The organism is Sphingobium sp. SJ10-10 (assembly GCF_036038995.2).
Taxonomy (GTDB): Bacteria; Pseudomonadota; Alphaproteobacteria; order Sphingomonadales; family Sphingomonadaceae; genus Sphingobium.
The window spans coordinates 178758-192119 of sequence record NZ_CP158134.1 but is presented as its reverse complement, the minus strand read 5'-3'; the positions used below and the strand labels follow the sequence as shown (position 1 = coordinate 192119).

General features: G+C 61.6%; 11 protein-coding genes. 5 read left to right on the top strand and 6 right to left on the bottom strand.

The annotated features are described in order from the left end of the window. Window positions 1-221: 221 nt before the first annotated feature. A complete protein-coding gene (locus VVT58_RS21370; protein WP_052757586.1) occupies window positions 222-737 on the bottom strand; it encodes a helix-turn-helix transcriptional regulator in 516 nt (171 codons plus the stop codon). Window positions 738-839: 102 nt separating this feature from the next. Continuing rightward, complete coding sequence (locus VVT58_RS21365; protein ID WP_046766255.1) at window positions 840-1049, bottom strand: hypothetical protein; 210 nt, start codon at window positions 1047-1049, stop codon at window positions 840-842. On the opposite strand from VVT58_RS21365, the gene VVT58_RS21360 reads away from it, so the two are divergent. From VVT58_RS21360 to VVT58_RS21350, 3 genes are all read left to right on the top strand, one after another. Further along, complete coding sequence (locus VVT58_RS21360) at window positions 1042-1665, top strand: GntR family transcriptional regulator (protein WP_061938806.1); 624 nt, start codon at window positions 1042-1044, stop codon at window positions 1663-1665. The genes VVT58_RS21365 and VVT58_RS21360 overlap by 8 nt on opposite strands. 506 nt (window positions 1666-2171) lie before the next feature. Continuing rightward, on the top strand, window positions 2172-2804 hold the full coding sequence (locus VVT58_RS21355) for a lasso peptide biosynthesis B2 protein (RefSeq protein ID WP_046766257.1): 633 nt from the start codon (window positions 2172-2174) through the stop codon (window positions 2802-2804). A 46-nt stretch (window positions 2805-2850) separates the two neighbouring features. Next, window positions 2851-4560, top strand: coding sequence for an asparagine synthase C-terminal domain-containing protein (locus VVT58_RS21350; RefSeq protein ID WP_158230105.1), 1710 nt, complete (start codon window positions 2851-2853; stop codon window positions 4558-4560). Here the strand turns inward: VVT58_RS21350 and VVT58_RS21345 are convergent. The 4 genes from VVT58_RS21345 to VVT58_RS21330 form a co-directional block, all read right to left on the bottom strand. Further along, entirely contained in the window at window positions 4442-6970 is a 2529-nt protein-coding gene (locus VVT58_RS21345; RefSeq protein WP_046766258.1) for a S9 family peptidase, read from the bottom strand. The genes VVT58_RS21350 and VVT58_RS21345 overlap by 119 nt on opposite strands. Before the next feature lie 56 nt (window positions 6971-7026). Beyond that, the gene (locus tag VVT58_RS21340; RefSeq protein WP_169576700.1) at window positions 7027-10035 is read right to left on the bottom strand and encodes a TonB-dependent receptor; all 3009 of its coding nucleotides are present in this window, start codon (window positions 10033-10035) and stop codon (window positions 7027-7029) included. Window positions 10036-10245: 210 nt separating this feature from the next. Next, complete coding sequence (locus VVT58_RS21335) at window positions 10246-11229, bottom strand: FecR domain-containing protein (RefSeq protein WP_052757588.1); 984 nt, start codon at window positions 11227-11229, stop codon at window positions 10246-10248. Between the two features lie 8 nt (window positions 11230-11237). Continuing rightward, on the bottom strand, window positions 11238-12023 hold the full coding sequence (locus tag VVT58_RS21330) for an RNA polymerase sigma factor (protein ID WP_169576701.1): 786 nt from the start codon (window positions 12021-12023) through the stop codon (window positions 11238-11240). Between the two features lie 164 nt (window positions 12024-12187). Between VVT58_RS21330 and VVT58_RS21325 the strand changes: the two genes are divergently transcribed. Both VVT58_RS21325 and VVT58_RS21320 read left to right on the top strand, forming a co-directional pair. Then, window positions 12188-12319, top strand: a complete 132-nt coding sequence (locus VVT58_RS21325) for a hypothetical protein (RefSeq protein WP_352000167.1) — start codon at window positions 12188-12190, stop codon at window positions 12317-12319. A 140-nt stretch (window positions 12320-12459) separates the two neighbouring features. Continuing rightward, window positions 12460-13356, top strand: coding sequence for a HEPN domain-containing protein (locus VVT58_RS21320; RefSeq protein WP_046766262.1), 897 nt, complete (start codon window positions 12460-12462; stop codon window positions 13354-13356). Window positions 13357-13362: the final 6 nt, after the last annotated feature.

Below are 13362 nucleotides of genomic sequence, written 5' to 3'. Positions count from 1 at the left end.
GTTCGAACTGGCATTCGGGTCGACGGCCGTCGACTCTGAGGACGGTGGTCGGGATCACGTTGGCTCTATCTATGCGGATCCCGAACCGTCGCGATCCACTGCGCCAAAGTGCAGGCAGCTATCGCTGTTAGCCCAATGCGGAGACCTAAACTTTCACAAAAAAGCCCTTTTGGTTTGAAATGTTATTCCGACGAAAAGATGCACCGAACATGATGGCTCGCTCAGGTTTCGGCAAGCCGCCCCTTTCTCAACCCAGCCGGCAAAGCGGCGGACTTACGCGATTTGCCTTTCTGCAGCTCCAACCATTTCTCGGCATAAGTGTCGCGCTGGCGGACGTGCGCGACCCATTCATTGACGAGCCTAGACATGCCGCCAATCATGGCGCCGGGTTCCAGGAATATCATATCCTCGCCGAGTTTTTCATGGAGTTCGCGCATGAAAGAAATGACGATACTCATCCCTTTATTGTCAGCGCAGAGCAGAGCAAACTCCGGCGACCCGATCTGGAGAACCGACCACAGTGCATCGGCATCGCTATTCGTTGCCTCGGCAAATCGGCAGACCCGCTCATAGCTTATCCGCCCCTTGCCAGATTCCAGATGCTCGTAGGACCGCACAGGGAGACCCATGACCTTCGCGACCTCGGATGGCTTCAGACGGCGCTCCGTGCGGATCATGCGCATGGCCTTCGCGATCAGCTCCACGTCGAGCGTCTCTTCGGTCGATTTTTCCCTCATCTCCACATCTTTCCCATGCATTCCGGCTGGCCCGGCGCTGACAGGGAGCAACGCCAGTTGCACAAGAAAACCAGAAAATCAGGCACAAATAAACCGTTGATTTTAAATGGATCGGCTAAATGCCGAATCCGCGCCATTTTTTGGCGTGATATGCGCAAATAGCTGCGGGAAATCGGCAGACAACTGCGGGCTTTGACCCCAATATCCGAAACGTGCTCCATTTAACCCCATATGGATCAAATTGTCCTCGCCAGCGGCTTGCATGACCGCAACTTCCATGATTCCGAATTGGAAGGGACGCAGAATGTTCATGGGCACCTCAGAAGACAGGGCGTATCTACAAGCCTATAAAGCCATCCGTCAGGCACTACGCGAGCGCTATTGGCCCGAAGGCCAACATGTCTCGGTCGCCAGGTGCGCAGAAAGCTGCAAATTCAGCCCAACGCCGGTTCGTGAAGCCATGGCCCGCCTCGCGGGCGAAGGCCTGCTCGATGAGCGGCGCGGCCTTGGCTATTTCGTACCCCGGCTTGGCCCGGTGGAGTTGAGCGAGCTCTACACTGTCGCGCAGAGCACGGCGGTTTCGCTGCTGAGTGAACCGGTCGTTCTGTCCGCTAACGTCGCGGGCAATGGCGCTGAGGAAACACTGTTCGACAGCGGGACCATATTGGTGACGCTCGCTGGCCAGACCGCGAATTCACTGCTCTGCCTGATCGCCGCCAATCTCGATGCAAGGCTGGCGCCCGTGCAACCCGCCGAAGCGACAATGTTCAACCCGACAGCTGAGTCCGCTGAGTTTCTCGCCCTTATTGCCGCGGGCGATCGGCGACTCCTCCAGCGCTTTACCAACGCCTATTACAGCCGCCGTCGCAAAGCCGCCCTTGAAATCGCGCGGCGACACGATTCCCTCGCACGATCGGCTACACAATGAAAATAGTCTCAATATCATTTGAATAGCTTCGGGCCGGGGCGCCTCATGAACATGCCGATGTTCGGCAAATCCAATGAAGGAGGTTCGTGATGACCAAAGTGAAGACCATTCGCTTGCGGCGCCTCGGCAGCGTCTCCCGCGACACCAAGGCGATCGTTCAGACCGGCGAACAGGAAGAATTTCTGCCCGTCCTGTCCTACGCCTGACCCCACCGGGAGCGGCCTTCTTTTGTGGAGGCCGCTCCTCCCTTTCATGAAATAGCTCGGCGCACTGTGACCTTCGCGGCTCACCGCCGGGACGATGACCTTCATACCCCCAAGGAGGTTTGTAATGACCAAGCCACTGACCCTGCGCCTTCGGCGCCTAGGCAGCGTTTCGCGCGATACCCGTGCGATCACGCAGATGGGCGAGAGCGAAGACTTCATGCCTGTCCTCTGCTGGCCCTGACCTTCAACGGGAGCGGCTCCAAATCTGACGCCGCTCCCCATTTTCCTGGGCTGCTTTCCATGCCACTCACCACTGCACCCCATGTTCGTGCCGCCGATGTCGGCAAAGACCTCATCCTCCTCGACCTTTCCGACGACAGCTATCTGTGTCTGCAGGGCGCTGATGGCGAGGATGTCATTCTCGCCCTTCGCGGTGATGACCATGATCCCGGCAATCCCGTCATCCGTGAAGTGATCGATGCAGGGCTGCTCCGCGCAGTGGACAACCATGTCCCGACCATACTCGATCCGACATGGCCGGTCGATGGCATGCCGCCGCGCGGCAACGCCCTTGCCAGCCTGACCCTCATTCCCGCTGTGATCCTGGGCCTCGTCCACTATGGGCTTCGCCGCAAGGCGCTGCTGCGCCGCCCGATCCGTACCGCTGCGAAAGTGAGGCTGGATGATGCAGGGGTCATACGTCTCGTTCAGCGTTTCAGGCAGTTGCGGATTCTGCTGCCGCGCAGTGGTCGCTGTTTTGTTCAGTCCTGGCTCCTGCTCCGCCTGCTGCGCAAGCGCGGCGTAGCGGCAGAATGGATTTTTGGCGTTCGCACCTATCCCTTCGAAGCCCATTGCTGGGTCGAATGGCAGGGGCGTGTTCTCAATGACTGGGCCGATCATGTCCGCTGGTACGACCCCATTGCCCGCTTCTGATCCCCTGCGGTTTTGCGCACTCCTGGCGCCACCGGGTGCCTCAACCATGGAGCGCGCTCGAACCATTGGCGGAGCGCTGCGCTCGCGCCTCCCCGACCTCATGGTGCAGGCAGACGACCCCGGCTTTTTGCTGCTGGCGGGCGCTCCGAATCCGGGATGGGCCTTGCACGCTGCGCGCGAGGGCAGAACCCAGGTACTCGGCTCCCTGTTGCCGGGAACGCTGCCGAAGGATTCGCTGCCCGCCGCGCTGGAGACCTCCACCGATCCCGTCGAAGCTATGTCCGCGATCACCCGGCTGTGCTGGGGCCGCTACGTCGCGTTCATTCACGACCCGGAACGCCAACAGACAAGCTTGATGCGCGATCCGTCGGGGGCGCTGCGCGCCTATATCTGGAAGGTCGATGGTCTGACGCTGATCACGAGCGGCCTGCCCGACGCATTGCTCGACAGCGTAGGCGTGCGACCCGTGGTCGACTGGTCCGCGCTCGCAACACTGACGGCCTTGCCCGAACGGGTGGGAAGCCTGAGCGCGCTGACGGATGTCACCATCCCCCTGCCGGGAACTATCTATCATGTCGGCAAGGACGGCATCACCACGCAGGGCATCTGGTCTCCGACGGCGATCGCCCGCCAGGATCCGGCGCCCCTTGCCGATCTCCCGCGCGTCCTGGCGAATTGCATTGCCGGTTGGGGCAATGGCTCCAGCCCGGTTTCGATCGAACTGTCGGGTGGCCTTGATTCTTCCCTCATTCTGGGAGGCCTCGCCCGACGCAAAGACCGACCGGCGATCCACGCGCTCAATCTCGTGCCGGGCGCGACCGGAGGCGGAGAGAGCCGCTTTGCCAGCGCGGTCGCCGATCACTGGGACGTGCCCCTGGTAGAGGTCGGTATCCACCCCAGCGAGATCGACTATATGGCGCATATGGAGCGATCGCGACCAGAGCAGCCGCTCGTCTATGGTCTCGACCATATTGCCGACCAGACATCGGTGCGCTCCGCCGACCTTGTCGGCGCAACGACAATATTGAGCGGCCAGGGCGGCGACGCGGTGCTGTTCCAGCCACGCGGTCCCCACATCGCGGCTGACCGGCTGCGCGCCAAAGGGCCTGGGCCGACCTATTGGCGCCTGCTCGCTGAGAGCGCCGCATCGACCAACCGATCCATCTGGTCGTCGCTCTGGCGATCGCTGCGCCCACTCCCCATGCGCGCGGCCGCCAATTTCCAGCCGGCTTTGGCCGGAGCGCTGCTGCGTGCCCAGTTGGAAGCAGGTCTGCCGCTCCATCCCTGGATGGAGGAGGCGAAGCGACTGCCGCCAGGCAAGCGGCTGCAGATCGCCATGCTCTCCAACTGCCAGATATTCCACGCACCGACGCTGACGTCCGCTGGCCTTCGGCTCGCCCATCCCATGCTGTCGCAACCGGTGGTCGAGCATTGCCTTCGCGTGCCGACATGGGAGCTGGTTCCCGACGAGCGCGACCGGGGCGGCGCGCGCGACGTCTTGGCAGACTGGCTGCCGCCAGCGGTGCGCGAGCGTCGTACAAAGGGTGAGGCCACCGGCTTCTACAGCCGGGCCATCGCTCTTCAGCTCGACCGCCTGGGGCCGCTTCTGCGCGAGGGTCATCTGGTGCGGCAAAATATTATCGACCGCGCAGCGCTGGAGCCAATGCTGAACGGTGAAGCGCTGCTCTGGCGCGGTGATCATTCGCTGCTCGCAACGCTGGTGGCGATGGAATTGTGGGCGCAGCGCTGGGCTTGAGGCTTCCTCCGACCGCCAGCCGATCGCCAAGCCAAGCGGCAATGTGCTGCCACATGTCGCGGATATTGCCGGGGCTGCGAAGGTTATGCGCTTCGCCCCAATAGCGCAGCAAGGTCACGTCGCGGCCGCGACGGTGCAACTGCGTGAACATCCGCTCGGAATTGATGGCGAGTACCGGATCGATATCACCGTGGATAAGCAGCACCGGATCGCTGATCGCATCGGCCTGATAATAGGGACTGCTCAACCGATAGCGTTCTGGCGCTGCCTGCGGCCCTGTCTGCATGCTCCCCTGCCCGCCCTCCGCCCAACCAAAGCCGACCGTCAGCGGAAACCCCTCCTCAAGTGCAACCCGGTCGGCCGGCGACAGCGCGCCATGCTGAATCGCAAGGTCAGAAGGTGCCGCGCTCGCGATATAGGCGCGGAAGCGATGACTTTGGGTGGCGATCTTGAGGCTGGTGTAACCACCGAAGCTATGGCCGTAGACTGCCACCCGCTCACTATCGATTAAGCCGGTCGCAATGGCCCGATCTACCGCCTGCTCAACCTGCGTGCCAAGGGTCGCACCTCGGTCCATGCCATCCCGCGCATCGACAAGGCTGGGCATCAGCACGGCGTAGCCAAGGCTCGTGAGCAGCAATGGATTGACTGACGCGGCGACCATGTCGGGCGCAACGGCCGGTCGACGATCCATGGTGAAGGTCATCCCAGGATAGGGCACGACAATGAGCGGTAATGGCTTGCTCCTATTTCCTGCTGGACGGATCAGCCAATCCGTAAGGCCCGTAGCGGGGTTGGTCAGCGGCCGCATGTCAGGCAGATCGACATCTGCCAGATGGGCGTTGGTCCGATCGATCTCGCGAATGCCGGCCGGCCCCGAGGCCATGAGCCGGCCGACACCGCAGGCATCGCGCGTGATCAAAAGCGCGATACCTGCACGCCTGCTGCCGAAAAGCAGGCGCGTGATCGGATCGGTTGTGTGATCAGTCGTTCGATTGGCCCAGCCTAGCCAACGAAGCTGCGCCTGCGCACCCTGCGGGATGACAATGGGGGCATCGTCGCTAATGGCAGTAATCGAACGATGGTTGGCGCGAATGCCGATATCGAAGCTTTCGCTCGTCGATCGCGGCATGCTGATCGGCCCACCTTTTATGATCCTCCTGGAATTTCCAGTGCGGTCCATCGTCCATAGTCCATCAGGGCAGGCGAGGAGCAGTCGGGCGCTCCCCGCCTGCAGCAATGGTGGCTGACAGGGCAGCCGCTCCAGAGCTTTGTTGATGGAGGCTGCGGCACGCGGAGCACTCCAGCGGCTCGATCTCCCGCCCCGCTGGCCAAAGACGAGTGGAACTTCGCCCCACCAGCCCGCGCGCACCAAACGCACGCCGCTGTCGTCGGGCGGCAGGAAGGGGGTCACGTCGTCGAAAGCTGCACGAATGCGGCCAGTCCGCGCGTCAAACAGACGTAGCTCGCCTGCCGCCCAATCTTGGCCGGGCGCTCGCGCAAAGAACATCAGCCGGTCGCTCCTCGGTGCCCATTCGAGGAAACCCGGCTGGATGTCGCAGCCGATGCAGGCCTCCCGTTCCAATCCGCCCTTAGTGCGCAGGACCGACAGTCGATATTGCCGGTTCTGGTCACTCGACCGAACCGGGACGTTCAAAGGGATGACCGGCTCCGGTCCCTCGCGGAGCAGCGCGATCGAGGCGCCGTCAGGAGAAATGGCGACATCCGCAATCGGTCCATCGCCAAGCTGGGTGGTCTGTCCGGTTTCGACATCGATCATGAGAAGTCGACGCTGCGGAAGCGGCGCAGCCTCGCCTGTGCCGCCAACGACTGAGACACCGGGCTCCTGCCCCCGTGCCGTGCGCGCCCAGAGAGGGATGACCTCGGCCTGATAGCGGCTACCCGTCGCGAACGGCCACGGCAGCGCCGGACTGTCCGCTGCAACCAACAACAGGCGCTGATCGTCCAGCCAGTCTGGTGCCGGATGCAACAGTGAGGTCACGGGATGCTGCAGGAGCCAGCGCACCTCCCGCGTCGCCATATCGACGATCCCGAGCGAGAGCATCTCGTCCTTCAGCCTGAAAACCGCTAGGCGCTTGGCCGAAGGCGACAGGCTTGCGATCCAATAGCCCGCGCCATCATCCTGCGAAAAAAGCGGTTCAAGACGCCCGCCATGCTGAAGGTCGAGACGCATCACGACCCCCAGCCCCCGCCGGGTAAAGCCGTCATAGCGGTAGCTCGCGGCGCTGTCATAGCGGCGATAGCGATCGATCACCACCCATCGGCCGTCGGGATCGATGAGCGCCTGGCCGTAGCTTTCGACGCGCAGCATATCGTCCACGCCATAGGGGCGTGCGTCGGCGATGCCGGCCATCGCCAGGCATAGCGCCGCCAGCCATGGGAAACGCATGTCACGGATTCCTGATTGGTGGGGTCTGAGCGAAGCGGCGGCCTAGCCGCGCGGCGCTACCATCGTTTTTTCACCTGCATCGATACGAAGCGGCCCAGCACATCGGCATTGGCCGGGTCGTAGGCAAAGCCCAAATTGCGGTCGACAAAGGGCGGATCGCTATCGAAGAGATTCTGCACGGTGACAGCCAGGCTCAGCCCCTTGCGCCAACCCTCCGCTGTTCGCGGTTCATAGCGCAATTGCAGGTCGACGCCGTTCCACGACGAGATCGGACGCGCGGGCGCACTGATGTTGTCAGTGTAGGGACCAACATGGTTGAGCGAAAGCGTTGCCCCGACGTCGCCTCGCGCCCAATCGAGAGTGCCGCGCAGGCGGAAGTCTACGGGATTGCCCAACGTCCCTACTCGCTCGATCATGGGTGAAGCAGGCGTGAGCTGATCCTTATAATCAATGAGGATCATGCTGTTGACCGAGATGTTCAGCCGGTTCGAACCCAGGGTGAGGCTCTGACGCATCTGGATATCGACCCCGCGCACATCCACCCGGGCGGAGTTGACATAGCGCCCGTCGAGGATCGCGCGGAAGGATTCCGGGGCGAAGGTCGTCGGCACGCTCGACCCTGGCACCGCGAGCAGTTCCCGCACGCGAGCCAGATCGGCGGCGTTATGCGCGGGATCGATCAGAGTTACATAGGGCGCATAGATGGGGTTGGTGAGCGCCTGGAGAATATTCTCGGTGACCGGCTGTCCGATCCGGTTGGAGAAGCGCGTCTGGAAATAGCTGGCCTCCAAGCCAAAGCCCGGCACAGCCTTGGGCTGGACCCTGAAGCCGACAGTCAGCGATTTGGCCTTTTCTGGTTCGAGACTGCGATTGCCGCCGCGTTGGGTGAGGACCGGCAGGTTGCCACCACCCGTGGTCGGGAGCTGGGTGTAGGAGACGCGGAACGGGTCGAAAATCTCTGGGAGCGCAGGCGCGCGGAACGACGTTCCCCAGCTTCCCCGTAGCTGCAATCCTTGCGCCGGCTCCCACACCAACCCAATCTTGGGATTGGTGGTCGAACCGAAATCGGAATAGCGCTCATGGCGGACCGCGACCGACAGGTCGAGGCGCTCAACACCGGGGCGCGCATTGCCCGGGCCGACCATCGGCACGGCCAGTTCGCCAAATACGGCAACGATCGTCCGGTTCGCCTTCGGCGTCACCGGCGCGGGCGGCGTGACGCCCGAGGCGAAGGTCTGGACCGAGCGGGAGAAATGCTCCTCGCGCGCCTGCGTCCCGAAGGCGAGCTTCAGCGGCCCGCCGGGTAGGTCGAAAAGCGTGCCGTCGGCGATCATGCTGCCATTCAGCAATTCGCTGCTGTAGCGCTGGCGGATGAAGCCGCTGCCGATAAAATCGATGATGGCGGCGCTGTTGCTGCTGCCATCACCGAAAGGATTGAAATAGCCGTCGCGCGCCGCGCTATAGGCGGTTAGCGGATTATCGGCGGTGAGGCCCAGCGCTTCATTGAGCGCGCTGCTGTTGAGCAGATGATCGCTCAGCTGCCGATCAACCTGACGGGCGTGCGACATATAGGCGTCGACCTGCCAGTCGCCGCCCAGTTCCGCCCGGACGCCCGCTGTCACCGAATGGCTGCGCACCCGGCCACTGGTGAGGATCGGGCCGATATCCCTGCCAAAATCATAGGCGATCGCCACTGACGAACCGCCGGTGGGCGAAACGAACCAGGGATTGGCGCGGGTCACGCTCATGATGGTGAGCGACGGCTGCGATTTCGCATCGAACTTGCGATCGGAATAGCGGCCTTCGGCATAAAAGGTGAGGCCGGCGGTCAGTTCCTGTTCCCCGCTCACGAACAGGCTGTGCCTGTCCTGCTTCGAGAGCAGGTCGACATGGGCGCGCGGACTGGAAAGACTGGCGCCGGGTAGGAAGTCGCTGGGCTCAAGATCCGTGCCATCCTGTCCGTCGGGAATGGCATAGGCAGGGACATAGGTGCGGCTCACGGGGTCTAGCACCACAACGGTGCCGGGAGCCGAGAAATATTGGCGGTAGTCATGGCCGCCGAGCTGCCGCAGGTCGGCTGAGCGCGTATATTTGCGCGCCGATCCAGGGAGGCGACCGCGATGCTGGTATTCATAGGCCGCAAGGATATGACCGGTCGCCCAGCGGGCACCCACCACCTGTCCGGCGATGATGTCCTCACTGCCGCCTCGCGTCACCGTGCCGAGGCGCAGCCGACTCTCAGCCCCTTCGAAATCCTTGCGCAACAGGATGTTGACCACGCCGCCGATCGCGTCCGAGCCGTAAAGAGCCGACGCGCCATCAGCCAAAACCTCGACCCGCTCGACCGCAACTGCAGGAATGCTGGAGAGATCGGTGAAATCGCCCTTCCCGCCCGCGCCCGCGGTCCGGCGGCCATTGACCAGGGTCAAAGTTGCGTCTGAGCCTAAACCGCGCAGATTGATGCTCGCCCCAAGACCGGGGTTGATGCTGACGCGGTCCGAGCCGGTAAGGCTGGTATCCTCATTGGCCATGCCGCCGAAATTCTGCGGCAGCAGCGCCAGCGCCTCTGCAACCGTACCCGCGCCGGAGCGGGCGATGTCGGTGGCCGTCATGCTGATCACCGGCGATGAGGGCGGCGCTGCCGAGCGGATATTTGTGCCGGTAACGACAATCCCAGCTGCTGCCATGTCCGGCGCGCGAACCGGCTTCGGCCGAGGCGCGATTGCCTGGGGTAGACGCTGGGGGACCGGTCGATGCTGGGACTGACCCTGTCCTTGCGGCGATGGCGCCCCGCGCGGCGAGAGCACATAGACATTGCGGCCCTGATGGCTGACGGTGATCGGATAGCCGCCGATCAGCTTGTGCAGCGCCTTGTCGGCATCCATCGATCCCACGACCGAGCTGGTGCGACGGCCCTCTACCAACTGGCTACGATACAGAATCTGGCGGCCCGTCAGCACCATGTACCGCTGCAACGCCTGATCGAGCGAACCCGCCGCGATGTCGAAACGCGGATGCACCTCCTGCGCATAGGCCGCCGGTGCCATCGCGGGAACGCTCGCCAACGCCCAGGCCGCACACAGGAGTAGGCCGCGACGCTGTGCAGACCTTGCCCGTTTCGGCGAATCCATACGATGGACGTTCCTGGCTGTCATGGTTTCCCTTCCCCTGCTGGTCCGGCGGACCGAGGAGCGGGTCTCCCGCCTTCCCCTGTCGCCTAATTCTGTAACGTAGAGGAACGGGGGTAACCCTGGACGATATGTGAAATTTTTAAATCAGGATCGCACAGGGTCAGGGACAAGACGGATAGTGCCATTGGTTTGCGGCTCCGCGCGTAACGGGTAGAGCGCGATCACGGCCCGGATGAAGGCATCGCGGTCGCCAACGGCAAATCCGCCGTTGACGCGCTCATCCGCGAGATCCGGCGCCTCCAGGATGATAGGCGCCTTGGAATAACGATTGACTTCATCGACTGCGGCGGCGAGCGATCGGCCCTCGAACTGGAGCCGGCCGGTGGTCCAGGAGGTGATCGCCTCGACATTGCCCCGCTCTTTCTCGCCAAGTCCCGCTTCCCGCGCCATCATCATGTCGCCCGGCAACAACTGATCGGTGCATTTGTCGGACGGGCATTGCGCGGCATCCACCCGCACCTTGCCCTCGATCAGAAGGATATTGGCATCCGATTGCTGGCGATCGATCTCGAAGCGGGTGCCGAGCGCTCTCACGGTCGCCACGCCCGCATCCACATCAAAGGGACGGCTCTTGTCATGCGCAACATCGAACATCGCCCGGCCGCTGATCAGGGCGACGCGTCGATGCCCTGACGAGAAATTTATGTCGACGGCGCTTGCGCTATCGAGATGGAGCCTCGTGCCGTCCTCCAGGCGAACCAGGCGTTGCTCCCCAATTCCCGTTTCATAATGGATCGCCACTGGCCGGAGGAGGAATGTGCCAAGGGTCATAGCTCCGGCAATAACCGTGCCTGCCACCCACAACATTGGTCGACGGATGCCTGACCGAGGCGCGGTTCGCTCGATTGCGTCATCGACCAGAGCAGCAATTTGCGGGTCTTTCCCGAGCTTCTGTGCGCTCTCCCAATGCCCATTTAGTCGCTCATAGGCGGCGGCATGGCGCGGATCTTTCTTCCAGGCAAAGAATTGCTGGAGTTCGGCCGTGTCCGCAACGCGGGAATTGAAGCGCGCAACCCAATAGGCTGCGTCTTCCTCGATTTTTTTATCTTCTTCGCTGCCCATCGTCATCCCTACCCTCAGTCCGACAGCCGTTGTGCACACAATATAAGTGCCTTGCTCACCCGTCCCTCAACGGTCTTGACCGAAACTCCCAGCCTTTTCGCGATATCTGCATTCGTCATGCGGGTGAACCGCGACAAAAGAAAGACCGTCCGAAGATCCGGTGGCAAAGATTGGACGGCCTGTTTGAGGCCGAGGAAATATTCCTGCTCTCCACAGTCTTCTATGTCCCAGGAAGGATCGGGATCATTAGCCGCCAGCGGTGCGGGACGGGTCTTGTTGCGGCGCATTTGATCGAAGGCAAGGTTGAGCCCGATCCGGAGCAGCAGCGCGCGGGGCCGACGCTCCGCCTCCTCTTCGCTGTAGCGCGCTACCCGCATATAGGTGTCCTGCACCAAATCCTCCGCTTCAAGACCAGAGCCCGCGAACCGGCGTTGCAGCCTTCCGAGCAGCCAGCCCGCATGATTGCGGTACAGCCTGTCGACCATCCCGTCCTGCCGGCTACCCATTGGCAGCCACGGCGTTTTCCCTTGCTCGCCGGTCATTACCCGCGCCTTTCCTTCAATTACGAAGGGCGTGCCGCCCCATAAGGACGGCAAAGGAAAAGCTCCATGCCGGTGCATCGCGCAAAGGGCGCGCGCATGGATCGGCCATGCCAGCACCAAGTCTGACTCGCCGATCTTCGGTACAGGGGTTTCCACGCCCCGCCATCGGCCTCCCGACGGCACCAAAGAGAATTCCGTATCGAGAATCGGCTGGCAAGGGCTTGAAAAAAGGGGTCGGGTGTTGGAAATCCTGTACAAGGACCCGTTATTTGGACGTCGCGCCGCTGCCGACCGGCCAGGCCAAAAGCCCGCCGATCCCCCGGCCCATGGGACACGCGTCCTGTTTCACGGCACCCGACATCTCCTCCATAGCGCAGCCGCCGCGACTGTCTAACTGCGCCGCGCAAAGCGCAGAAAAAATAATGGCTGAGCTGTTCCTGCGCAGCAATCTGCGGGTTCTTCGCCAATTAGCTGCGGAGATTCGGCATTTAGCTGCGGAAACTCCGCGGCTAAATGCCGAGTTGCGGCGAAAAGCTCTCCCGATCCGCGAATGATTCGATACGCGCGAACTGTCCGACACACTGAGGCTTCGAATGCGGCGATCCGCTTTTATGCGATGATTACCAAGCGGCCTGATTGATACAAGGCACATATTTTTCTTGGCTTTTCTACGCCAAAGGGGGAATCTGGGGGAATGAAGACGTCTCTCGATCATCTGCCCGAACGTAAACAGCGGGAGCTCGGCGAAATCCGTCGCATATTGTTCGAAGAGTTTGAGGACACGATCGCCGGGCGTAATGCCCCTCATCGCAAGGCCGGTCGGATCCTCAAGGTTATCCTCTATGGATCACATGCGCGCGGCGACTGGGTAGAAGACCCGGTCGGTGGTTATTTCTCCGATTATGACGTGCTGGTCGTTGTGAACCATGAGGAACTCGCGGATCCGATCGAATATTGGAGCAAGGCCGAGGACCATCTACTCCGGGCCCACACCATCTCAAAGAAGCTCAGTGTTCCGGCGCACATCATTACCCACAGCCTGACCGACGTGAATAAACAACTGAAGAAGGGTCGCCCCTTCTTTCGAGACATCCTCCGTGATGGTATTGCTCTCTATGAAGCACCTGACAATCCGTTCGATCAGCCAGTTACTTTGCCGCCGGACGAAGCACGAGCAGAGGCACAAAAGCATTTTGACAAATGGTTTCCGAGCGCAACAGCATTTTTCAGCATGGCTCGACACGCACTTTCGGAAGGAAATGAAAACGAAGCCGCGTTCGTTCTGCACCAGACCACTGAACGACTTTATGACTGCTTTCTCCTCGTTAGTACGTTGTACGCACCAAAATCACACAAGATTAATTTGCTCAGGTCACAGTGCGAACAGTTGGATGCAAGGTTGATTCAAGCGTGGCCGCGGGATACAAAATTCACGCAGCGTTGTTTCGAACTGCTGCGCGGTGCTTATGTCAACGCACGTTACTCAGAGCATTATAAAATCACTGCCGAGGAACTGGAATGGATTTGTGAGCGGATTACTATACTCCAAGGATTGGTAAAGGACATTTGCCAAGAGCGACTGGGATCGTGACTAAGA